This is a genomic window from Salinigranum marinum (assembly GCF_024228675.1).
In the GTDB taxonomy this organism is placed as follows: Archaea; Halobacteriota; Halobacteria; order Halobacteriales; family Haloferacaceae; genus Salinigranum; species Salinigranum marinum.
On the sequence record NZ_CP100461.1, the window covers coordinates 1,221,200 to 1,243,550 of the forward strand.

Sequence of the window (22,351 nt, forward strand, 5' to 3'; positions counted from 1 at the left end):
GACCCACGCCTCGCCGCGTTCGGTAGCCTTTCGTCTCCCCTCCGCGATGCCCGCGTATGGACGTCTCTCTCGCTCCGTCGGCCGTGGCGGGCGACGCGCGCGCGCCGCCGTCGAAGAGCTACACACACCGTGCGATCCTCGCCGCGGGGTACAGTTCGGCGGCGACGGTCAGAGACGCGCTCGTCAGCGCCGACACGCGGGCGACGATGCGCGCGGTCGAGGCGTTCGGCGGGACGGTCGACCGCGACGGAAGCACGGCCGTCGTCGAGGGGTTCGACGGCCGGCCCGCGGTGCCCGACGACGTCATCGACTGTGCCAACTCGGGGACGACGATGCGGCTCGTCACGGCCTGTGCCGCGCTCGGCGACGGGCTCACCGTCCTGACGGGCGACGACTCGCTCCGGTCGCGTCCACACGGCCCGCTCCTCGACGCGATCGACGGGCTGGACGGACGCGCAGAGAGCACCCGCGGCAACGGCCAGGCACCGCTCGTCGTCGGCGGCAACGTCCAGGGCGGCCACGTTTCGATTCCCGGCGACGTCTCCTCGCAGTTCATCACTGCGCTGTTGATGGCCGGCGCGGTCACCGATGCGGGGATCGAGATCGAGCTCGAAACCGAGCTCAAGTCAGCGCCGTACGTCGATATCACGGTCGAGGTCCTCGACGACTTCGGCGTCACGGTCGACCGCACCGACGCGGGGTTCTCCGTCGCCGGGGAGCAGACGTACGAGCCCGCGGGGGGCGAGTACCACGTCCCCGGTGACTTCTCCTCGATGTCGTACCTCCTGGCGGCGGGAGCCGTCGCCGGCGACGACGGCGTGACCGTCCACGGCGCGCGGCCCAGCGCCCAGGGCGACTCGGCCATCGTCTCGATCCTCGAACGGATGGGGGCCGACGTCGACTGGGACCGCGACGCGGGCGTCATCGACGTCGCCCGCACGCCGCTCTCGGGCGTCGAGGTCGACGTCGGCGACACGCCCGACCTCCTGCCGACGATCGCCACGCTCGGTGCCGTCGCCGATGGCGACACCCGGATCGTCAACTGCGAACACGTCCGGTACAAGGAGACCGACCGAGTGCGCGCGATGGCGAAAGAACTGACGAAGATGGGCGCGTCCGTGACCGAAGAACACGACACGCTGACCGTCCACGGCGGCCAGACCGACCTCGTCGGGGCCGACGTCCACGGCCGGCACGACCACCGGATCGTCATGTCGCTCGCGGTCGCGGCGCTCGTCGCCGAGGGGACGACGACCATCGCCGGCGGCGAACACGTCGACGTCTCGTTCCCCGGCTTCTTCGACGTCCTCGAAGGGCTCGGCGTGACGGTCGACCGAGCCTGACACCGGGAGCGGCCTCCTGACGCCCGACGGTTCGCCCGATCGGCGGCTGGGTGCGACCGCGCGAGGCGTGTGAGCGACCTCCGGCGTGCGTCTGTCTCTCCTGCTCACGGCTGATTTATATCGACTCACGGCCATGTACGCCTGATGGAACGGTCCCGGAACCCGGACGGACGCGCCACGGCTCAGCCGTCGCGCCGCCGGTTCCTCACCCGTGTGGGCGGGGTCGCGGCCGTGGGACTGTTCGCCGGCTGTAGCGGCCGGCGGGCGGACCAGCCCGCGCCGGAGTCCGAGACGCCGTCACCGACGCCGACGCCGACGCCGTCACCGACGCCGACGCCGACGCCGACGGGGCTGACGGGGACGTACTTCGTCGATCCCGTGGACGGCCGGAACGATCAGTCGGGAGGGAGCCCCGAGACGGCATTCCGTGACCTCCAGCCGCTGACCGCCGGCGGGCGCGTGACGCTCCGCCCCGGCGACGTGGTCAAACTCCGTGCGACCGCACCGATCGTCCTCGAAGACAGCGTCGACTTCTTCCGCGTTACGGGCACGAAGACGGCACCGATCGTCGTCGAGCCGTACGGCGACGGCCGGCCGCTGATCGACGCCAGCGGCGCGGGATCGTCCGCGATCCGCATGGAGGGCGCCCAGTACATGACGCTTCGCGGCTTCGACCTCGCGAACGCCGACAACGACGGAATCCGGGTCCCCGGCGTCGCAAAGGGCGATCAGCCGGCGATCGGCTGCGTGTTCGAGGACCTCGAGATCCACCACTACGGGCAGGGCGACGCGACCGAGGGCAACGGGATCGGCTTCTACCGTGACTCGTACGATCACGTCGTCCGGGACGTCGTCTGCCACCACGGGAGCGTCGACGGCAACTCCGACGGCTTCTACATCGGCGGGCAGAACCGGCGGTTCAGCGGCGGCCACCGCTTCGAGCGCTGCGTCGCCCACCACAACGCCGACGACGGCTTCGACTTCTTCAGATGTGACCCCGACCGGCCGAGCGTCCTCGTCGACTGCCTCGCCCACTCGAACGGGAGCGACGGCGAGGGGGCGGTCGGCGACGGCAACGGCTTCAAGATGGGTGGGGGGTGGCGAACCGGGGGTAACCAGGTCGTCCGGGCCGTCGCGTTCGGCAACGACGCGATCGGCTTCGACTGCAACGGCGCGTCGGCGGCGAACTCGTTCGACAACTGCACCGCCTACGACAACGGCACGTACGGCTTCGAGTTCACCGGCGACACCGAACCCGACCACGTCGTCCGCAACTGCATCGCCTTCGCCAACGGGGAGGGCCCGGCGAACCTGCTGTACAACGCCCGCTCGACGGCCAACACGTGGGACCTCGACATCGACGACCCGCTGTTCGCGAGCGTCGCGACGGATCACGACCTGTTCCTCCACCTCCGGCAGGGGTCGCCGTGCATCGACGCCGGCGTCGACGTCGGCGTCGCCTACGTGGGTGACGCGCCGGATCTCGGGGCGTTCGAGTTCGACGGCTGAACCTCGGTCGGGCTCGGGTTCGGTCGGTTCTGGGCGCACGTCCAGCGCGACGGCGAACGGTGTGGGATAGATTTATGTTTGAGGGCCAAAGCTTGTCGTTTGACTACCGTGTCGCCAGCTGCTGGGAGGGGACGGTGGACCGAGAGACCGGCCGAACGCCGACCGACCGGAGGCATCGATCGTGAGTGCTGACGATCGGAACCGGTGTGCGTACGCGCTCGCCGTCGACGCGTGGAACGACCGTCACGGGAGCGACGTCGCGGTGGAGCCCCGGTTCCTCAACGACGGGTCGTGGCACTGTCACCGACGGACTCGCCCGGACGACGACTACTGCTTATTCCACGACCACCGCGCCGAGACGAGCGTCGAGAGCCGACGCCCGGCGGGCGAGGTCGCACACGACCTGCTCAACGGCGAAACCGACGACCGGCCGTGGAACGAGGGGGAACCGGACGGGCTGTGGGAGGTGCCGGCGGCGTTCCCCCGCGACGAGTACAAACACCGACAGAAGCAGTTCATCGGGGCCTCTCTCGGACCGGTTCGGCTGTCGAACGAGCGGATCGACGCGATGGACGCGTACCCGGTGGATCTGCGGTGTGTCCGCGTCGAGACGCTCGATCTCCGCAACGCGCGGGTCGGGCACGAACTCCGGCTGTCGGGGGTCGCACAGACGGACGAGTCGGGCGCTGTGGCGCTCGACCGGGCACGGATCGAGGCCTCGCTCGACCTCGACGGCGCGGTCGTCGCTGGAGACGCCTCGCTGGATAACGCGACGGTCACTGGCGACGTGTCGCTTGACCGTGTGACGGTCGCCGGCGACGTCACGGCCGCCAGGCTGACCACGCACGGGACGGTCGAGATGACAGACGCGAACGTGACGGGCGGCGTGTTGATCGAAGACGCGACCGTCGGTGAGACGCTCACCCTCGACGGCACCGAGGTCGCCGAACTCGCCGCACTCGACCGGACCGACACCGGGGCACACGTAACGCTCGATGGCATGTCGGTCGGTCGTGGCGTGTCGCTGAGGGACGCGAGGGTGGGCGAGGGCGTGAGCTTCGATCGGTTGGCGGTTCGACGAGGCGTCTCCTTCGCCGGTACCGAGGTGGGGACACGCGTCGTGTCAGGGAGTGGAGAGATCGGTGACAACGTGATTCTCGACGGCGTCACCCTCGGAACCTTCCTCGTGTTCGAGGACATCTCCGTTGGCGGTGACGTGCGCTGTCAGGGACTGGAAGCCGGGCAGGGCGTGACCTGCACCGACGGGGTGGTCGAGGGAGACGTCGACCTGCGAATGGCCACCGTCGACGGGCACGTCGACGGCAACCGGACCGAGATCGGGGGAACGCTCGACTGCCACCACGCGGCAGTCGAACTCCTCTCGATCGGGGGCGCCGACGTGGGCGGTGACGCCGCCCTCGGCGATGTCGACGCCGACGGGCTCCAGGCCGAGGCGGTTACTGTTCGCGGGCGGGTCGACCTCGACACCGCAAACATCAGAGGGCTGGTCGAACTCAATGGAGCGGACGTGGCCGACTCGGTGTCGCTGATCTCGACGACCGTCGATGGACAGATCGAGCTTGCGGACGCGTCCGTGGACGACGACGTCGAACTGATCAGTACCGACGTCGACGGAGGAGTCAAGCTCGATGACGCCGCCGTTGGCGGGGACGTCAGCACCTCCGTGACCAGCGTGACGAACTACATCAGGCTCGAAGACGCCGAGATCGCGGGCGAGGTCTCGGTATCCAACAGCGATGTGGAGGGCGTGTTCATGCGGGGCACCGATGTCGACGGCGACGTGGCGCTCGCGAACGCGACCGTCGACGACCGCGTCTTCTTCGTCGGCGGGTCGGCCGGCGGATCGGTGATCGTTGACGGATCGACCGTCGGGGGCCGCATCGCGGTCACCCGAGATCCGGAGACGGGAGCGACGGCGCGTGTCGGCGGCCGACTCGCCGTCGAGGAGACGACTGCTGCGAGCGTCGTCGTCGGATGTGAACTCGCCCATCCGGCCGTCGAAGCGGTCTCGCTCCGCGGGTCGACCGTCGACAGTGGCTCCCTCCAGGCCGCCGCGGGCAGATCGGCCGAGGTCGTCTACGACTTCGACCGGACGACGATCGGCGACGTCGACATCGCCGCAGACGCCCCGAACCCGTTCGCACACGCCCGGTTTCTCGAGACTTCCTTCGCCGGGTTCGTGTTCAGCAGCAAGCGCGAGCAGTTCCGCGACACGGACTGGATGGTCCACCAGCCGCGCAGCGGGGGGTACAGGGCAATCGGAGCCGTGACACAGACGGTCTCGTTCGACGGCGAGGCGGCCGGCGACGACACCGGGCCACAGGTCGTCTTCGACGCCGCGAGCGACCTCGCGGCGTCGCTCGTGGACTGTCTCGTCGCCGAGTCCGTCGACCACGGTTCGGCGGAAGACCGGTCGCTCGTGGAGCTCGTCGAACGGTACGAACACCGGGTAGCGGGTACCGACCGTCTCCTCGCGTATCTCGACCGAGCGTACGAACCGGTCGACGTGCCGGACCGCAGAGCGCAGGGAGACCCCATCACGTGGCTGTTCGACCGGGTGCGAGCGGTCACTCCTCCTTCAGTCAGCCGCTCGGCTCCGATCAGGGGGAGTCTCGACGAGGTCGAGCGGTGCGCGGCCGCCGTTCGAGAGGCACTCGACGACGACGAGATACGGCGGGCACTGGCGACCGACGGCGTCGACTCTCGGGCCGCGACCGAACTGGTACACAGGACCGAAGCCGCGATCGCGCGCGACCTCGCCGATCCAGACGCCGTCCGCGGAACGGACAACCAACTAGAGTCGACGTACGCGAAGGCGAAAAACGGCGCGAGCGATGCGGGCGACGAGACGGCCGCGGGGAACTTCTTTCAGAAGGAAGCCGCCTACGCTCGTCGCCAACACTGGAACCGGGCACTCGGACGGATCGAAAGCGACTCCGGACCGGTCGAAGCCGGGCTCGACTGGCTCGGCAACGTCTTTCTCTGGGCGACGATGGGTTACGGTGAACGGCCGCTGCGTGTCCTCGGCTTTGCGGCCTCAATCGTGGTGGCGTTTGCGATGTTCTTCTGGGCCGCGCAAGCGGTCGGGGGCGTGGCGCCGTTTGCCGGGTCGGGGGTGCTCGGCTATCTCTCGGGCAGCCTCGGCCTGTTCGTCACGCTCGTCATCACACAGCCGGAGATCCAGAACGACTGGATTCGGCTCGCCGCCCAGTTGGAGGGGTTTCTCGGCGTGTTCGTCGTCGGGATGTTCGTCGTCGCGGTCACGCGTGCGATCCACCGCTGACCGGCGACGGTCCAGCGCCCGATCGCGGTGACGGAGTCGCAGTTCACCCTACCGGGTCGGAGATCCGTCGACTCCGGCGTCCGCCGGTGTGCGCCGGACGGCGAAGCCGCCGAGTCGAACCCGCACGGCCGTCAGTCCGACTCGACTTCTGCCGGCGCCGCGTGCGAGCCGAACTCGACGACAGTGCCGTCGTGCCGGCAGGTCTCGAGCGCGTGTTTCGCCATCATGCCGGCCTCGTGTGCGGTCGCGCCGACCCCGACGCCGACTTTCAGTTCGACGCCGACGCTCTCCTCGACGTGCTCGATCGCGGTGTGATACGCCTCGGTCGACAGCGCCGGACAGGCCGCGATGATGTTGTCCCCTCCCACGAAAAACGAGAGCGCGCCGTGCGCCTCGCGCATGTAGCGCATCAGCGCCGCGTACCCCTGTTCGATCTCGATGAACGAGTCGAACTCGTTGAGCTGGTCCGTGTACTTCTCCGTGGCGTCGTTGACGTCGAAGTGCGCGATCCGGACGTCGTCGTCGCGCCGGGCCGACGCCTCGATCGGCGCGCCTTTCAGGACCTGCCGGCGGTTGCCGTCCTGTGCGCTCCCCATCCGCTGGAGTCGCTCGGTGGCGCGTTCGAGTGCGACCGCAGGCACCTCGTCGACCCCGATCCCGAGACTCACCGTCACGGGATACCGGTTCCCGATCGACTCCTGAAGGAGGGCGTGGTCCTCGGAGGTCAGGCCGTTCGTGACCGCGATCATGTTGTCGAAGCGCGTGAAGAAGACGTAGCCGTCGCGCGCGCCGACGAAGTTCGCGAGATCGGCGAACAGCCGCGACTGCATCGTCTGCAGGTCCATCTCCCGGCGGGGTTCGGGAGTGACCGTCCACGGGCCGTAGTTGTCGATCTGGACGAGAGTCAGCTGCGTGTTCGTCACACCCGCACCCAAGGAGGGCGGGAATATGCCTCCTTTGGTTTACGTCACGATCGTGAGGCACCCATCACAGTTGTGAGACGCGGGTGGCGCCCGAACTGTCAGTAGCTCGTTGCGTCTCCCGTCCGATCCCGCACGTACGCGACGCCCACGACGAGGACGAACCACGTGACGAGCCACAGGAACGCCCAGGTGAAGACGATCGCCGTCGTCGACAACAGCGGAACCGCCATCGCGACCGCGACGACGACCGAGTAGCCGAAAGTGAGAACGACGACCGTCAGCCCCAACCCGACGGCACCGCAGGCGGCCCCCTCGACACGACCGACCGTCGGCCACTCCTCCGTCTGCCCGTGTGTCCCCCCGTGCCCGTTCATGTGTATTGATACCACGTAACATTACTTAACCGTATCCCCGACCGCGACATTGAACCACATCGCGTCCTTCTCCCCCGGTGATGCTCAGCGGGGTGATCCTTGACGTCGACGGAACCGTGGTGCGTGGCGACGAGCCGATTCCGGGCGCGCGGGCGGGGCTCGACTGGATCGACGAGTCGGGCCTCAGGCGACTGTTCGTCTCGAACAACCCGACGAAAGCGCCCGAGGCGTACGAACCGCGCTTTGCCCGCGCGGGCTTCGACGTCTCGGCCGACGAGGTCGTCACGGCCGCCACCGTCACCAGTACATATCTCGCCGCCGAACACGACGGGGACCGACACTACGTCGTCGGCGAGGACGGACTGCGGGAGATCCTGCGGACGACGGGCGTCGACCTCGTGGACGACCCCGCGGCGGCGTCGGTGCTCGTCGCCTCGATCGACCGCGAGTTCGACTACGACGACCTCCGAGTCGCGATGCAGGTGCTCCGGAACGAGTCGGTCGCGTTCGTCGGCACGGACCCCGACATGGTCATTCCCGCCGCCGAGGGTGACGTGCCGGGATCCGGCGCGGTCATCCACGCCATCGCAGGCGTCGCCGGCCGCGACCCCGACATCGTGCTCGGGAAACCCTCCCGCACCGCCCGGGAACTCGTCCAGTCGCGCCTCGGCCTCCCCCCCGAGGAGTGTCTCGTCGTCGGTGACCGCCTCGACACGGACATCGCCATGGGTGCGGCGGCCGGCATGACGACCGCGCTCGTCACCACGGGCGTGACCGACGCGGCGACGACTCCGGCGTCGGAGATCGAAGCCGACTACGTCGTCGACTCGCTCGCCGAACTCGCCGAGATCGACGCACTGAACTGAGACTGTCACGGCCGCGATGATCCATGAGGCGTGTTACCGTCTAACGAAGATTTATATAGATGCCGCGTGCTACTGGTAGACATGGAACCAGACGAAGAACGGAACAGCCCGTACGTCTTCCGCGAGGAGCACGAATCGCCCCCGTCACACGACCCCGAAGAGCGCGAGGTCGTCATCGTCGACGGTCGGGCGATGAGTTACCGGATGTACCGACGGTAGTCCCGCTTTTTCGTGACTCCGCCGTGAGCCGCGGCTCTCGGGTGTCGGTGTCGGAGAACGTCGAGCGAGCACCGCGCAAACGCCGCCGGATGCGCCCCGCTTACGCGTCGATCTCGACGCCGCCGTGGACCGTAACGTCGGCGTAGAGGTCCTCTCGGAGCGCCGCGTGGACGTGGCAGATCCCCTCGGCGCGCTCCGTGATGTCGGCGAGCGTCTCGTCGTCGAGGTCGGCCTCGACGTAGATGTCGAACCGGATCCCGGAGAGGTCATCGCCGTCGTCGAGGTCGGCCTCGGCGTCGATCTGGATCGCTCCGAGGTCGTCGTGGCCCGTCTGCTGGCCGCCGACGCGGAACGCGGGCAGGAAGCACGCCGCGTAGTCCGCGACCAGCACCTGGTTCGGGTTCGGGCCGGTCTCGTTGGTCGCGTCGATGTCGATCGTGTAGTCGCCGACCTGGCTCTTCGAAGCGAAGCCGTCCGTACTGAGCGTGTGAGTCTGAATATCTGCCATGCAATCATAATCGGAGGGCCACGGCGTCATAAAAGCTGATGACTCGGGCCGACCGCGCGCACGACCTGGGATCGACTGCGCACCGACCGCGACGTCTCCGTCGCGCCGGATCAGACCAGCGTCGCGTCGAGTGTGATCTCAGCGCCGGCGAGCACCCGCGACACCGGACAGTTCTCCTTCGCCCCCTCTGCGTACTCCATGAACGTCGCCTCGTCCATCCCGGGGATCGACGCCTCGACCACGAGTTCGATCGTGTCGATCGTGAGGCTCTCCATGTCGAGATGGACGTTCGCCGTCGCGTGGACGCGTTCGGGGTCGTGGCCCTCCGAGGCGAGGTCGTTCGACAGCGCCATGGCGTAACAGCCCGCGTGGGCGGCCGCGATGAGTTCCTCGGGGTTCGTCCCCTCGCCGTCTTCGAACCGCGAGAGGAACGAGTACGACCCCTCGTACGCGCCGCTCCCGAGCGCCATCGTCCCCTCTCCGTTCTTCAGGTCACCTTCCCACGTCGCTTCCGAGCTTCTAATTGGCATACGGGTGATAACTCTCGCCGCGACCTGATAAAGACTCCCCCAAACGCGGCGGTCGCCCCGGGGGGAGAGCCGCCTGCCATGAGAGTTAGGTGGACCGAGTCCTGAGCGTCGACCGAACCGTCGCCGGGGTCGACCCGCGGCCCGTCGACCGCGGCCGCCGGCAGTCCACACCGATGACCGACGACCCCGACGACCCCCTCGCCCGGACGGTGCTCGACGGGACGGCGTTCCACAGGCAACGCCTCGCGGTCGGGATCACCAACCTCTCACAGCGGCGAAAGCTCGCCGCGTTCGCGCTGACTGCCGGCGTACTGTCGCTGCTGCTCCCGATCGGGCTGACGCTCCCACCGGCCGTCCGCGACGGCTTCCTCGGCGGCGCGCCGCTCTCGGCGTCGCCGGCCATCTTGATCGTCGCGGTGTTCGGGCTCGCCGCCGAACTCGCCGCCGGCGTCGCCGTCGCCCTCGTCGCCGCCCGCGCCCGCGACGCGGCGCTCACGGAGCGCGAGGCGCTTCACCTGGTCGCCGTCGACAACGTCGCGACGATGGTCGGCCTCGGCGTCGGCGCGTTCGCCGTGGCCGCCGCGCTCTGTGGGTTCGGGCTCGGCTACGCCGGCGTCGAGGCCGTCCGGGCGTTCGCGTCGCCGGCCAACGGCGTCGCCGGACCGTACACGACCCTCGCGTGGGTACCCACCGTCGGCACCGTCGGCGCGATCGCGGCCGGCGTCGCGGTCGTCCTCGGACTGTTCAGCGTGGCCGTCGGGGCGGAGTCGTAGCGCGGCGGACGCGCTCTCCCCCGTCGAGTATCACGAGAGATACTGTCGACTACGGCTTTTTGTAACCCTCCGCTGTCTCAACGGGCAGGAGCGATACATGTCCACAGACCATCGGGAGGGAACCGAGTGATTGGACCGAGGCTCGGAAGCGTACGCGGGGTCGTCGTCGTGGTCGTCCTCGCGGTCGTGGTCGTCCTCGCGGTCGTCTTCGCCGCGGTCCCGCTCTACGGACCGATCGGGATCGCGAGCGGTGCCACCTGTACGACGGTCTCCGAGGCGACGGTCATCACGGAGCCCGGCTGTTACGTGGTGGGCGGCGACGTCGACGAACACGAGGACGGCGACTACATCACGGTCGAGGCGAGCGACGTGGTCGTCGACGGCGACGGTCGCACGCTCGACGGCGAGGGGAACAACAACGCGGTCCACGTCGACGGCTCGTACACCAACGTCACCGTGCGGGATCTCACGGTCCGGGACTGGGACCGCGGCGTCTTCTTCAAGGACGTCACCGATGGGGTCGTCCGGAACGTCGAGGGCACGGGTAACAAACACGCCGTCGAGTTCGACACGACGGCGTCGTCGACGGTCGACGGCGTCACCGCGTCGTCCAACGCCGAGTACGGGCTCTACCTGAAGGACGCGACCGGGTCGACCGTGGTCGACAGCACGGCGACGGGCAACGGTCGTCACGGGCTGTTCGTCGACGGGGGCGACGCGTCGGTAACCCGGATCACGGCGGACAGCAACACCGAACACGGCGTTCACCTCAAGGCGGCCGACGGATCGACCGTCCGGTCGGCGACCGCGACGGGCAACAGCCTGCACGGCGTCTCCGTCGAGGACGTCGCCGACGGCGTCGTCGCCGACGCGACGGCCGACGACAACGGTGACGCCGGCTTCAGGGTCCACCACAGCGACCGCACCGTCGTAACGAACGTCACCGCCGACGGCAACGCACACGGCGTCCACCTCTCCTCGGCGACGACGACGCTGAACGACAGCACGCTCACCGCGAACACGGAGGGGGTCCGGCTCCAGAAACACGTCCACACGGTGGCGAACGTCACGGTCGCATCGAGCACCGACTACGGGTTCTACCTCGATGAACCGGACAACAACGTCGTCAACGGGAGCCGGATCAACGACAGCGGCGTCGCCGGGATCTACTTCCCCGACGACAAGCCCGAGGACAACCTCTTCTACGACAACTACCTCAACAACTCGGACAACGTCCGGTTCGCCGACGATGTCCCCCCGACCGACTGGCACGTCTCTCGACGGACCGGAACGAACGTCGTCGGCGGGTCGCTCGTCGGCGGCAACTACTGGGCCGCCCCCGACGGGTCGGGGGCGAGCCAGATGTACGACAACGCCGACGGCGACGCGTTCCTCGACACGTCCTACACCGTCGCGGCGGGGACGACTGACGACCTCGCGCTCACCGACGTGACCACCGCGTTCGACGTGACGCCGTCGCCGGTCGACTTCGGCACCGTCGGGTTCGGATCGACCACGACGCGGTCACTCCACGTCGAGAGCCGCGTTTCGGGCGACGTCACGGTCGAGGCGTTCGATCTCGCCGGCGACACCACCTCCGTCTCGGTGTCGAGCGACCCCTCGCCCGTCACGCTCTCGACGGGCGAGGCGACGACCGTCGACGTGACCCTCGCACCCGCGACCAGCGGGTCGCTCTCGGCGACGCTCACGACGAACGCGGCCACCGACGCCTTCGACACGGAGACGGCGCTCACGGCGACGGTCACCGACGACGAGTCGCCCACGGCGGCCACGGGAGCGGACGCGACGGTCGACGAGGACACGCCGGTGGCGTTCGACGGCTCGGGCTCGGACGACAACGTCGCCGTCGCCTCGTACGCCTGGGCGTTCGGTGACGGGGCGACGGCGACCGGCCCGACGCCGTCACACACGTACGACGACCCCGGGACGTACACCGCGACGCTCACCGTGACCGACACCGCCGGCAACACGGACACGGCCACGCGGGAACTGACCGTCGCGGACGCGACCGCGCCGGCCGCGGAGGCCGGGTCGAACCGGACGGTCCACGTCGACGAACCGCTCTCGTTCGACGGCTCGGGTTCGACCGACAACGTCGGCGTCGACACGTACTCCTGGACGTTCGGCGACAGCACCGGCGACTCGGGCGAGACCGTGTCGCACACGTACACGACGAAGGCGACGTACACCGTGACGCTCACGGCGGCGGACGCGGCCGGCAACACGGACACCGACACCGCCACGATCGAGGTCGTCGACACGACGTCGCCGATCGCCAGACCCGGCCCCGACCGGACGGTCGACGAGGACACGCCGGTGACGTTCGACGGCTCGGCCTCGACCGACACGGGGAGCATCGTCTCGTACTCGTGGGAGTTCGGCACCGGCGACACCGCGACCGGGGAGTCGACGACTTACACGTTCAGCGATCCCGGGACGTACGCCGTGACGCTCACCGTCGAGGACGACGGGAACAACGAGGCGTCGAACGAGACGCTCGTCACGGTCCGGGACGTGACTCCGCCGACGGTGGACGCAGGGACGGACACGACCGCCGAGGAGGACACGGCGGTGTCGTTCACCCCCGCGACCGCGACGGACAACGTGGGCGTCGCCTCGTACACCTGGACGTTCGGCGACGGCAACACCTCCAGCGCCGCGAGCCCGAGCCACACGTACGCGACGCCGGGCACGTACACCGCGACACTCACCGCGACCGACGCCGCCGGCAACACGGCGTCCGACACCCGGATCGTGACCGTGACGGACGTGACCCCGCCCACCGCGACGGCCGGTCCGGCGCGAACCGTCTCGGTCGGCGACCCCGTCTCGCTCGACGGGTCGGCCTCGACCGACAACCGCGGCGTCGACGCGTACGACTGGAGCCTCGGCGACGGTTCGACGGCGAGCGGCGCGACCCCGTCGCACACGTACGCGACGCCGGGGACGTACACCGCGACGCTCACCGCGACCGATGAGGCCGGCAACGCGGACACCGACTCCACGACGGTGTACGTCTCGGACACGACCGATCCGGTGCCCGACGCCGGCGGTGATCGGACCGTGCCCGTCGGCGACCCGGTCACCCTCGACGCGACCGCCTCGACGGACGACGTCGGCATCGACTCGTACATGTGGGACGTCGACGGCACGGCACGGCTGGAGGGGGGCACGGCGACCGAGACGTTCGACACCCCCGGGACGTACGCCGTGACGCTCACCGTGCGGGACGCCGCCGGGAACCGCGCGTCCGAGAGCGTCCGCATCACCGCCGAGGCCGACTCGACGGCCGGTGGCGGGGGCGGGGGGAGCGGTGCCGGATCGGCCCCGGCACCGTCGACGCCCGGCGCGACCACGCCGGCACCGACGAGCACCCCCGAGGCGACGACGCCCGACCCCGCGCCCACGGTCCGGACCGCGGAGACGGCCGTGACCGCGGGCGACCCCGTCTCGGTCGCGTTCGACGGCGACGACGGCGAGGCCGACGCCCCCGACGCGACCGTCGGCGTTACCGGCATCGGCTTTACCCCGTCGGTGAGCGAGACGGTCTCGCTCCGCGTCACGACCGGACGGGGACTCGACGGCTCGCCCGCGTTCGACCGGGACGACAACACCGACCTGCTCTCGAACGTCAGGGTCGACCACTCGATCGACAACGCCGACGTGACGGACGTCTCGGTCGGTTTCCGCGTCTCGAAGGCGCGGCTCGCCGACCGCGGCGTGGCCGCCGAGGAAGTCGCGCTCTACCGCTATCAGGACGGTGCGTGGGCCGAGTTACCGACGACGGTCGTCGCCGAGGGCGACGACGCCGTTCGTTTCCGCGCGTCGTCGCCGGGACTCTCCGAGTTCGCCGTCGGCGCGAAACAGCCGAACTTCGAGCTCCGGACGGTCAGAGTCGCCGTCGACGAGATCCGGGTGGGCGACAGCCTCCAGGTGTTCGTCCGGATCACCAACGACGGCGGGGCCGACGGCGCGTTCGTCGCGAACCTCGTCATCGACGACGCGGTCGTCGACAGCCGGGAGCTGACCATCGCCGCCGGGGGTCGCCGACAGGTCCAGTTCGAGCGCCCCATCGCCGAGGCCGGCTCGTACACCGTCCGGGTGAACGACGCCGTCGCCGGCGAGGTCATCGTCACGAGCGACGGGGACGACGACCCGGCGACGACGGCCGTCGGAACCGCCGCCGACGGGTCGGCGACCGTAACCGATCCCGGTGACGGCGGCACGTCCGGCACCGGGACCCTCGGTATGGCGGGTGCCGTCGCCGCGCTCGTCGTCGTGCTGGGCGGCGGTGTCGTCGGCTACTACCGGCGGCGATCGGGCTGAACCGCTCGACCGGCTCGCGTCTCACTCTTGGTCGTCACGTTCGTCACGAGTCTCTCGTCACCGTCCGGTTCGTCACGAGTCCCTCATCACTGTCCGGTTCGTCTCGACCCTAACCCGGGAGCGACCCGACTCACTGCGCGTCGTGGGTCGCCCGTGCGAACGACAGCGTCACGACGGTGCCGCGCGGCAGGTTGTCATCGAAGTCGAGCGTCCCGCCGGAGTGTTCGACGAGCCACCGCGAGAGCCACAGGCCGATGCCGCTGCCGTGTTCGAGCGCCGTCTCGCGGTCCCCCGTGACGACCTCCCGCTCGTAGTCTGAGATGCCGGGGCCGTTGTCGGCGACGACGATCCGAACCCGTCCGCCGTCGCCGCCGTCGGGGGCCGGGACCGGGTCGGCGTCGGTGTTCGCCCCCGACTCGGCGTCAGCGCCGTCGGCTGACGGGTCGCCGGCTCCGACCGTCACCGCCACGTCGACCCGTGGCTCGGCGGCGTCGTTGTGCTCGCACGCGTTCTCGACGACGTTGCGGAGCGCCGTCTCGACCGCCGGGGCGACGAGCGCCGGCGCGGACGACGCGAGCGCGGTCCGGACCTCGACCGCAGGGTACGCCGCCGACAGGTCGGCGACGACGTCGTCGACCAGCGGGACGACGTCGATCTGGCGCCGTTCGGCGGCGGAGTCGTCGAGCCCCTCGTCGATCCACTGGGCCTTCCGGCCCAGGTCGACCAGATCGCTCCCCGTCTCGTGGATCGTCTCGGCCGCGTCGACGACGACCGCACGCTCGGACTGGCTGCTGATGACGTCCGCGTAGCCGAGCACGACGTTCATGTCGTTGCGGAGGTTGTGCCTGAGGATCCGGTTCAGTACTTCGAGCCGCTGTTCGCGCTCGTTGACGGCCGCCTCGCGCGCTGCGAGCCCCGTCGAGAGCTCGTTGAACCCCTCGCCGATCTGCATCCACTCCTCGCTCGCCGTCATGTCGAGGGAGTAGCCGTGGTCGCCGTCGAGCAGCGCCGAGAAGCCGTCGAGCAGCCGCTCCGTCTGCCGGAGGTTCATCCGGTACTCCCACGTCCAGAAGCCGACGACCGCCAGCAACACCAAGAAGAGACCGACACCCTGTGCGAGCGCCAGCGACTGGAGCTGCGCGTTCAGCCGTGAGCGGTCTCGAGCGACCGTGAGCTCCCAGCCGGTCCCCTCGACGGTGGCCCTCCCGACGAGCACCTGGCTGAACCGGTCGTCGCTGTCGAGCAACACGGTGTCGTCGGCGGTGACGGTCACCCGCTGTGTCCGCGTGTCGAGCGCCGCGACCGGGTCGAGCAGCGTGTCGGTCGAGACGTAGATCGAGGCCGCGAACACGCCGTGAAGCCCGTCGTCGGTGATGATCGGCGCGCTGATGACGACGAGCGTGCGGTCCCGGGACGGGACCGACTCGGGGGCGGAGACGTACGAACTCCGCGTCGTCGCCTCCGCGAAGTACGCCTCGTCGGAGACGTTCGCCCCGAGCGTCCCTCGACGGACAGTCTCGTTGATCTGGCCGCCGAACGCCACGACAGTCCCGTTGGCCGCGACGATCTGTGCGGCGAAAAACCGGCTGTTGTTGACGACGCCCCCGACGGTTGCCTCGGCCTTCGAGAAGTTCGCCGTGGCCGGCTGTGAGGCCACGTAACCGATGTAGTCGCGGCGCTCGCGGACCTTGCTCGCGATCTGGTCCGCCGCCAGCCGCGCCGACTCGTCGACGCTCTCTTGGTTCCGTTCGAGCGTCTCCTGTTTGTACAGCTCCAGCCCACCGTAGGTGACGCTACTGAGTACCACCGTCACGGCGAACAGGACGACGACGAACTTGGTTCTGAGCTTCATCTCTCGCGGTCGGTCCGTCGGGAGCGACGTGAGCCGCCGCTGTCACCGGTGAGAGCCGGTCGGTGTGTAAAAAGCCGCCGTCGGGAGTATCGACTGCGAGAACCGGCCGGGGTCGAGCGACGCCGACGCAGTCACGACCGTGTGTCGAGCGCTTCGAGCACCGCTTGCAGGTTCGCGAGCGTCCGGTCCAGCTCCCGCTGGTTGTACGCGCGGACGACCGGTTCGACCACCGACCCGAAAGCGCCGCCGGGCACCTCGAACGTCGCCTCACAGGTGACGAGCGCCCCCTCGGGGTCGGCGTCGATCCGCCAGTCCATCTCCCCGTCGATCCCGCCGGTGATGGCGAACCGCAGCCGTCGCGGCGGGTCGTGGGCGACGACCTCGATCTCCCCGCCGAGCGTGACACCGACCATCCGATACGTGTACGCCGCGCGGTGGCCGCCGCTCTCGAGCGGTTCGACGTCGTGGACGGACGCGATACTCGGCGAGATCCGCTCGTGGTTCGCCGGCGTGTCGAGGAACGCGAAGACGCGCTCGGGGGCGACCGACACCCGTTCGATCGTCGAGACGGAGACCATCGGTCGACGGTGTGACGGCGGTGGGCGAAAGCGTGCCGGTCCCGGGCTCAGAGCTCGAACGTCTCGTCGCCCGCGAGGACGTGGACCTCGGCGTCGCTCCCTGTTCCGGCGACCTCGTTCACGAAGTCGTCTGTGTCGATCTCGATCGGCGGGAACGTGTCGTAATGCATCGGGAACGCGTGGTCGACGTCGAGCCAGTCGACGGCGACTGCGGCCTGCCACGGTCCCATCGTGAAGTGGTCGCCGACCGGGAGGGCGGCGGCGTCGGGTTCGAGATACGGCCCGATGACGTCACGCATTTCGCTCATGAGCCCGGTGTCGCCGGCGTGGTAGAACGTGGTCGACTCCTCGTCGGAGACCTGTGTGGGCACCGTGTCGGAGATCACGAACCCGCCGGGCATCCCCGCGTTGCTCGCGTAGCCGGTCATGATGCCGTTCGTGTGGTCCGCGCGGTGCATCGTCACGTAGGCGTCGCCGCACTCGACCGTCCCGCCGATGTTCATCCCCATGCCGCCGACGGCCTCCTCGAAGCCCAGCTCCTCCGTGGCGTACTCGACGAGCTCGGGCGTGGCGACGAGCGTCGCCTCGGAGAACTCGCCCGCGTGGGCGATGTGGTCGGCGTGCCCGTGTGTCAAGAGCACGTAGTCGGGCGTGTCGACGTCCGCCGGTTCGAGCGACGTGTGGGGGTTGTCGAAGAACGGATCGATCAGGAGCGAGGTGTCGCCGACCTGTACGTGCCAACAGGAGTGTCCGTGCCAGGTGAGTTCCATGGTACGTCACGGAGTTGTACCGAGAACCACATAAAAGATGTCGCGGCGGCAGGACGGCCCCGGGGTCGGTGGGGCCACCGACGCCGTGTGGGACGCCACAGCGTGACAGGCTGGTGCGTCGGACGCACACGCCCGTGTCTTACTATCCCGCGGGGTCCACACGCTCAACTGCAGATGACGAAGGCAGCGATCGTAATCCTGGCCAGCACGGAATCGCACGAGAACCTCGGCTACCTGGTCAACGGACTGGAGGCCGCAAAGGAGTTTCAGGACCACGACGACGAACTGAAGGTGATCTTCGACGGCGCGGGCACGCAGTGGATCCCGGAGCTCTCCGAGGGCGACCACGACGCGTCGCCGCTGTACGAGGCGCTTTCGGAGCACGTCTACGTCTGTGACCACTGCGCCGGCGCGTTCGGCGTGACCGAGGCCGTCGAGAACTCCTCGGCGGACGCGCTCGCCGAGTACGACGGCCACCCCTCGGTCCGCCAGCTCGTCGCCGACGGCTACGAGGTCATCACCTTCTGAGCCGAGCCACGCTCCCGCCGCACCGCGCCCCGATTTCTCTTTTCCCAACCTCTTCCTCGCTCCGCTCGTACGGGAGCGTATGCGTCACGTCAGATTCACCGACCCCGCAGGCGCAGTGCGAACCGGCGAGTGGCTCGACGACGGCGTCGCCTTCGCCGGCGACGAGTACGGGCTCGACGAAGTCGACCTCCTCCCGCCGTGCGAGCCGACGAAGCTCGTCTGTATCGGGCGCAACTACGCCGACCACGCCGCGGAGATGGACAACGCTGTCCCCGACCGACCGCTGCTCTTCTTGAAGCCGCCGAACACCCTCGCCAGCCACGGCTCGACGGTGACGCTCCCGGCCGGGAAGGACCGCATCGACCACGAGGCCGAACTGGGCGTCGTCGTGGGCTCGCAGGCCCGGAACGTCTCGACCGACGAGGCGATGGACCACGTCGCCGGCTTCACCTGCGTGAACGATCTCTCCAACCGAGACGATCAGCGCCAAGAGCAAAACTGGGTCCGCGGGAAGGCGTTCGACGGTGCCGCGCCCATCGGGCCCGTGCTCGCGGCTCCCGAGGACGTCCCCGACGACGCACGGGTGCAGGCGCGGGTCAACGGCGAGACACGACAGGACGGTTCGCGCGCGCACCTCATCTTCTCGGTTCCCGAACTCGTCGCGGAGATCACCTCGTACCTGACGCTCGAACCCGGCGACGTGATCTCGACGGGGACGCCCGCGGGCGTGGGCCCGCTCGCCGACGGTGACCACGTCGAGATCGAGATCGACGGCGTCGGGACCCTCGAACACGCCGTCCGCATCCCCGAGTGAGCCGTCGGGAGCGGCGGCTCCCTCGCCCGTTTCCTCGACGGGCGTCGCCATCCTGCGGCCGTCGGCTTCGGCCACCGCGGCGCTCGCGTCCCGAACGGGATGACAACGCATAAGTTTAGGTCGGCCAAAATCAGACCGATGAGACTGTCGCGACGCGACGCGCTCGCCGCGCTCGCCGGCATCGGTGCCGTCGGCGGTGGCGCGGGGATCGTCGAACTCGCGGCGCGCGGCCCGCCGGTCGCCGGCGACGACGCGGGTACTGTCGACGCGACTCCGGACGGCCCCGCGTCCGCAGGCTTGGACGAGGACGCCCGGGCGGTCCTCGTCGCCACCGCCGAGGTGCTCTACCCCTCGGCGGTGACGGGTCACGAGGCGTTCGTCGACACGTACGTGAACGGTCGGGTCAGGGGCGACCCGGACCACCGTGCGGGGCTGCTCTCGGCGGTCGCCGAACTGGACGCGATCGCCCGTGACTGGCACAGCGACGCCTACCCGGAGCTCGCCCGCGAGACGCGCGACCGACTCCTGCGCGACCTGGGTGTGGACGTGGCCGACCCCAACCCCGAGGGTCCGATCTCCTCTCGGCTCCGGTGGTACGTCGTCAACGACCTGCTGTACGCCTTCTACACCTCGCCCACGGGCGGGCGGCTCGTCGGAACCGAGAACCCGACGGGCTACCCCGGCGGGACCGAATCGTACCAGCGCGGCCCGGAGGCGCTCGACGATGGCTGAGTCCGACGCCGGCCGCCGGGACCGGACACCCTCGCCGCGGACGGACGTCTGCGTGATCGGCTCCGGGCCCGCGGGAGCGCTCGTCGCCTGTCGGCTCGCCGAGGCGGGCCACGACGTCGTGATCCTCGAGGCTGGGCCGCGGTTCGACGGCGACCGGAAAACCCGGATGGAGACGCATCTCAGACCCGACCGGTCGAACCCATGGGAGATGGGTGGCCCCCGCGACGCGTACGCCTCGTCGGGCGAGCGACACTACCCGCTGAACGCCGCGCGCGTCAAGGGCGTCGGCGGGTCGTCGCTCCACTGGCACGGGATGGTGATGCGGCTCCACGAGCGGGACTTCGAACTCCGAACCAGACACGGCATCGGCGTCGACTGGCCGATCTCGTACGACGACCTCCGCCCCTTCTACCACGGCGCGGAGCGCGAACTCGGCGTCGCGGGCGCGGTCGACAACCCGTACGCGCCGCCCCGCGAGGAGCCGTTCCCCCTGCCGGCGTTTCCGCCCTCGTACGCCGACTCGCTCTTCGCGCCCGCCTGCGAGGTGCTGGGGATCGACATGCACTCGGTGCCGAACGCGCGCAACTCCGAGCCCTACGACGACAGGGGTGCCTGCGTCGGCTACGGCACCTGCAAACCCGTCTGTCCCTCGGGCGCGAAGTACACCGCCGAGGTCCACGTCGCCCGCGCGGTCGACGCCGGTGCGCGCGTCGTCGACCGCGCGCCGGTCCAGCGCCTCGTTCACGACGCCGCGGGCGACCGGGTCGAGGCGGCGGTGTACGCCACGCCCGACGGCACCGAACACGAACAGGAAGCCCGCCGGTTCGTCGTCGCCGCCGGCGGGATCGAGACCCCCCGGCTCCTCTTGCTGTCGCGCTCGTCGGCGTACCCCGACGGCCTCGCCAACTCCTCGGGTGCCGTGGGCCGGTACTTCATGGACCACCTCTTCGCCGGGATGGGCGGGCGGCTCGACGTTGACACCCGCCAGCACCACGTCGGGTTCAACACCAGCGAGTCACACCAGTTCTACGACGGCACCGACCCGGTCAACGGGCTCAAACTGGAGTTCCTCAACTACGCCGGCCCGACCGTCGTCGGCGCGGCGCTGTCGGCGGACACCTGGGGCGACGACCTCCGGACGCGACTGGACGAGACGTACGGCACCCACGTCGGGATGGGGGCGCTCGTCGAGCAGCTCCCGCGAGCGGAGAACCGCGTGACGCTCGATCCGTCGACGAGAGACGACCACGGCAACCCCGTCCCGGACGTTCGGTGGTCGCTCGACGGGAGGACGAAGGCGGCGTTGCGACGCGCGAACGACCTGCAGGCCCGCGTCCTCGACGAACTCGGTGCGACCATCGAGTGGCGCGTCGGGCCGGCGAACACCGGGCCGGCGTTTCACCACATGGGAACGACGCGGATGGGAACCGACCCTGACGAGAGCGTGGTCGACGCCTCGCTCAGGACGCACGACCTCGCGAACCTGTGGCTCGTCGGGTCGAGCACCTTCCCCACCGGCGGCGCGATGAACCCGACACTCACCATCGCGGCGCTTTCGCTCCGGGCGAGCGAGCGGATCGACGCGGACCTCTGACGCCCGCGTCGTCACCGTCGCCGGGCCCGAGACCGCGTTCTCACCCCGTCAGCGGTTGGGGTTGGCTTCGATCGACTCCCCGTCCGGGCGCTCGTCGGCTGCGAGGTCGGCCAGCGTGGCGCGGACGAGCGTCTTCATGCCCCGTCGGAGCCGTTCGGAGGCGGCCTGGCTCGACACGCCGAGTTCGTCGGCGACGTCCTGGAGTGACGCCCCGCGTGGGATGGAGAAGTAGCCGTTGCGGAGCGCCGTCAGGAGCGTCTCGTACTGGGGTGGCGTGAGACCGAACCGCCGCTCGGGGCTCTGTTCGTGTTGATCGTACACCGCGCGGATGTGGAGGTCGAAGTCGGCCGCCCAGCACCGCTCACAGAACGCGGCGATCGCTTCGCGGCTCGGAAAGCGCATCCTGACGAGCCAGCCGTCGCCGTCGTTCTCCGCGCGGAGGACGACGCCGTCGAGGTCGACCGAGGCGCGGTACGCCTCGACCTCGGGTACCTCCTCGGCGTACTGGACGCGGTAGAGCCGCGAGCCGTTCTCGTCGGCGATGCCCTCGAACGCCGTGATCGTCGGGTCGTCCGCGAGCGCGGTCTCGAACGTCTCGAAGTCGCCGCCGCTCGCCCAGAAGAGGTTCCGGAGCGGGACCGCGTCCGACGCGTCGAGCTGATCGACGACGACTGCGATGTCGGGAGCCTGCCGCAGCGCGTGTGAGAGGACGTCCGAGTCGATGTCGAATTCTACGATCATGGTGAAGGGCCGATCGGAGGGCGGCGTCTGGCCGGCCCACCTGCTC

The 22,351-nt window shown here is 69.6% G+C and carries 19 protein-coding genes; 11 read left to right on the forward strand and 8 right to left on the reverse strand.

The genetic code is table 11. From position 1 onward, the window contains the following. The first annotated feature begins 56 nt into the window (after positions 1–56). The 3 genes from aroA (at position 57) to NKJ07_RS06005 (ending at position 6,156) form a co-directional block, all read left to right on the forward strand. On the forward strand, positions 57–1,343 hold the full coding sequence (gene aroA / locus NKJ07_RS05995; protein ID WP_318569674.1) for a 3-phosphoshikimate 1-carboxyvinyltransferase: 1,287 nt from the start codon (positions 57–59) through the stop codon (positions 1,341–1,343). A gap of 144 nt (positions 1,344–1,487) precedes the next feature. Beyond that, positions 1,488–2,852: a right-handed parallel beta-helix repeat-containing protein gene (locus tag NKJ07_RS06000; protein ID WP_318569675.1), complete on the forward strand. Its 1,365-nt coding sequence runs from the start codon at positions 1,488–1,490 to the stop codon at positions 2,850–2,852. Between the two features lie 181 nt (positions 2,853–3,033). Continuing rightward, entirely contained in the window at positions 3,034–6,156 is a 3,123-nt protein-coding gene (locus tag NKJ07_RS06005; protein WP_318569676.1) for a translocation/assembly module TamB domain-containing protein, read from the forward strand. A gap of 131 nt (positions 6,157–6,287) precedes the next feature. Here the strand turns inward: NKJ07_RS06005 and NKJ07_RS06010 are convergent, their stop codons facing one another. After that, entirely contained in the window at positions 6,288–7,079 is a 792-nt protein-coding gene (locus NKJ07_RS06010) for a GTP cyclohydrolase III (RefSeq protein WP_318569677.1), read from the reverse strand. Positions 7,080–7,177: 98 nt separating this feature from the next. Next, the gene (locus NKJ07_RS06015) at positions 7,178–7,453 is read right to left on the reverse strand and encodes a hypothetical protein (protein ID WP_318569678.1); all 276 of its coding nucleotides are present in this window, start codon (positions 7,451–7,453) and stop codon (positions 7,178–7,180) included. An 80-nt stretch (positions 7,454–7,533) separates the two neighbouring features. Between NKJ07_RS06015 and NKJ07_RS06020 the strand changes: the two genes are divergently transcribed. Beyond that, a complete protein-coding gene (locus NKJ07_RS06020; protein ID WP_425504730.1) occupies positions 7,534–8,319 on the forward strand; it encodes an HAD-IIA family hydrolase in 786 nt (261 codons plus the stop codon). Between the two features lie 81 nt (positions 8,320–8,400). After that, positions 8,401–8,538 (forward strand): hypothetical protein, encoded by a 138-nt coding sequence (locus NKJ07_RS06025; protein WP_318569680.1) that lies wholly within the window; start codon positions 8,401–8,403, stop codon positions 8,536–8,538. 100 nt (positions 8,539–8,638) lie between these two features. On the opposite strand, the gene NKJ07_RS06030 is transcribed toward NKJ07_RS06025, so the two are convergent. Both NKJ07_RS06030 and NKJ07_RS06035 read right to left on the reverse strand, forming a co-directional pair. Then, the gene (locus tag NKJ07_RS06030) at positions 8,639–9,046 is read right to left on the reverse strand and encodes an OsmC family protein (protein ID WP_318569681.1); all 408 of its coding nucleotides are present in this window, start codon (positions 9,044–9,046) and stop codon (positions 8,639–8,641) included. Positions 9,047–9,156: 110 nt separating this feature from the next. Next, a complete protein-coding gene (locus NKJ07_RS06035) occupies positions 9,157–9,576 on the reverse strand; it encodes an OsmC family protein (RefSeq protein ID WP_318569682.1) in 420 nt (139 codons plus the stop codon). A gap of 89 nt (positions 9,577–9,665) precedes the next feature. Here NKJ07_RS06035 and NKJ07_RS06040 point away from each other — a divergent pair, with 89 nt between their 5' ends. Together NKJ07_RS06040 and NKJ07_RS06045 are read left to right on the forward strand one after the other, a co-directional pair. Continuing rightward, positions 9,666–10,349, forward strand: coding sequence for a hypothetical protein (locus tag NKJ07_RS06040; protein ID WP_318569683.1), 684 nt, complete (start codon positions 9,666–9,668; stop codon positions 10,347–10,349). A 126-nt stretch (positions 10,350–10,475) separates the two neighbouring features. Continuing rightward, positions 10,476–14,696 (forward strand): PKD domain-containing protein, encoded by a 4,221-nt coding sequence (locus NKJ07_RS06045; protein ID WP_318569684.1) that lies wholly within the window; start codon positions 10,476–10,478, stop codon positions 14,694–14,696. A 130-nt stretch (positions 14,697–14,826) separates the two neighbouring features. Here the strand turns inward: NKJ07_RS06045 and NKJ07_RS06050 are convergent, their stop codons facing one another. From NKJ07_RS06050 to NKJ07_RS06060, 3 genes are all read right to left on the reverse strand, one after another. Continuing rightward, the gene (locus NKJ07_RS06050) at positions 14,827–16,548 is read right to left on the reverse strand and encodes a sensor histidine kinase (protein ID WP_318569685.1); all 1,722 of its coding nucleotides are present in this window, start codon (positions 16,546–16,548) and stop codon (positions 14,827–14,829) included. Positions 16,549–16,679: 131 nt separating this feature from the next. Next, positions 16,680–17,126, reverse strand: coding sequence for an SRPBCC family protein (locus NKJ07_RS06055; protein ID WP_318569686.1), 447 nt, complete (start codon positions 17,124–17,126; stop codon positions 16,680–16,682). 47 nt (positions 17,127–17,173) lie between these two features. After that, positions 17,174–17,896, reverse strand: coding sequence for a metal-dependent hydrolase (locus NKJ07_RS06060; protein WP_318569687.1), 723 nt, complete (start codon positions 17,894–17,896; stop codon positions 17,174–17,176). Positions 17,897–18,070: 174 nt separating this feature from the next. Between NKJ07_RS06060 and NKJ07_RS06065 the strand changes: the two genes are divergently transcribed. The 4 genes from NKJ07_RS06065 (at position 18,071) to NKJ07_RS06080 (ending at position 21,564) form a co-directional block, all read left to right on the forward strand. Then, positions 18,071–18,424 (forward strand): DsrE family protein, encoded by a 354-nt coding sequence (locus NKJ07_RS06065; RefSeq protein WP_318569688.1) that lies wholly within the window; start codon positions 18,071–18,073, stop codon positions 18,422–18,424. Positions 18,425–18,503: 79 nt separating this feature from the next. Then, the gene (locus tag NKJ07_RS06070; protein ID WP_318569689.1) at positions 18,504–19,238 is read left to right on the forward strand and encodes a fumarylacetoacetate hydrolase family protein; all 735 of its coding nucleotides are present in this window, start codon (positions 18,504–18,506) and stop codon (positions 19,236–19,238) included. A 138-nt stretch (positions 19,239–19,376) separates the two neighbouring features. Beyond that, a complete protein-coding gene (locus tag NKJ07_RS06075) occupies positions 19,377–19,970 on the forward strand; it encodes a gluconate 2-dehydrogenase subunit 3 family protein (RefSeq protein ID WP_318569690.1) in 594 nt (197 codons plus the stop codon). After that, positions 19,963–21,564, forward strand: a complete 1,602-nt coding sequence (locus NKJ07_RS06080) for a GMC family oxidoreductase (RefSeq protein WP_318569691.1) — start codon at positions 19,963–19,965, stop codon at positions 21,562–21,564. The genes NKJ07_RS06075 and NKJ07_RS06080 overlap by 8 nt, the downstream gene beginning before the upstream one ends. A 48-nt stretch (positions 21,565–21,612) precedes the next feature. Here NKJ07_RS06080 and NKJ07_RS06085 read toward each other — a convergent pair whose 3' ends face one another. Further along, positions 21,613–22,305, reverse strand: a complete 693-nt coding sequence (locus NKJ07_RS06085) for a helix-turn-helix domain-containing protein (RefSeq protein ID WP_318569692.1) — start codon at positions 22,303–22,305, stop codon at positions 21,613–21,615. Positions 22,306–22,351: the final 46 nt, after the last annotated feature.

Bases quoted from the DNA above. Each gene is read 5' to 3' on its own strand.
- aroA (WP_318569674.1), top strand. From the start codon at position 57: ATGGACGTCTCTCTCGCTCCGTCGGCCGTGGCGGGCGACGCGCGCGCG.
- NKJ07_RS06000 (WP_318569675.1), top strand. From the start codon at position 1,488: ATGGAACGGTCCCGGAACCCGGACGGACGCGCCACGGCTCAGCCGTCG.
- NKJ07_RS06015 (WP_318569678.1), bottom strand. From the start codon at position 7,453: ATGAACGGGCACGGGGGGACACACGGGCAGACGGAGGAGTGGCCGACG.
- NKJ07_RS06020 (WP_425504730.1), top strand. From the start codon at position 7,534: ATGCTCAGCGGGGTGATCCTTGACGTCGACGGAACCGTGGTGCGTGGC.
- NKJ07_RS06025 (WP_318569680.1), top strand. From the start codon at position 8,401: ATGGAACCAGACGAAGAACGGAACAGCCCGTACGTCTTCCGCGAGGAG.
- NKJ07_RS06030 (WP_318569681.1), bottom strand. From the start codon at position 9,046: ATGGCAGATATTCAGACTCACACGCTCAGTACGGACGGCTTCGCTTCG.
- NKJ07_RS06035 (WP_318569682.1), bottom strand. From the start codon at position 9,576: ATGCCAATTAGAAGCTCGGAAGCGACGTGGGAAGGTGACCTGAAGAAC.
- NKJ07_RS06050 (WP_318569685.1), bottom strand. From the start codon at position 16,548: ATGAAGCTCAGAACCAAGTTCGTCGTCGTCCTGTTCGCCGTGACGGTG.
- NKJ07_RS06055 (WP_318569686.1), bottom strand. From the start codon at position 17,126: ATGGTCTCCGTCTCGACGATCGAACGGGTGTCGGTCGCCCCCGAGCGC.
- NKJ07_RS06060 (WP_318569687.1), bottom strand. From the start codon at position 17,896: ATGGAACTCACCTGGCACGGACACTCCTGTTGGCACGTACAGGTCGGC.
- NKJ07_RS06065 (WP_318569688.1), top strand. From the start codon at position 18,071: ATGACGAAGGCAGCGATCGTAATCCTGGCCAGCACGGAATCGCACGAG.
- NKJ07_RS06070 (WP_318569689.1), top strand. From the start codon at position 18,504: ATGCGTCACGTCAGATTCACCGACCCCGCAGGCGCAGTGCGAACCGGC.
- NKJ07_RS06075 (WP_318569690.1), top strand. From the start codon at position 19,377: ATGAGACTGTCGCGACGCGACGCGCTCGCCGCGCTCGCCGGCATCGGT.
- NKJ07_RS06080 (WP_318569691.1), top strand. From the start codon at position 19,963: ATGGCTGAGTCCGACGCCGGCCGCCGGGACCGGACACCCTCGCCGCGG.
- NKJ07_RS06085 (WP_318569692.1), bottom strand. From the start codon at position 22,305: ATGATCGTAGAATTCGACATCGACTCGGACGTCCTCTCACACGCGCTG.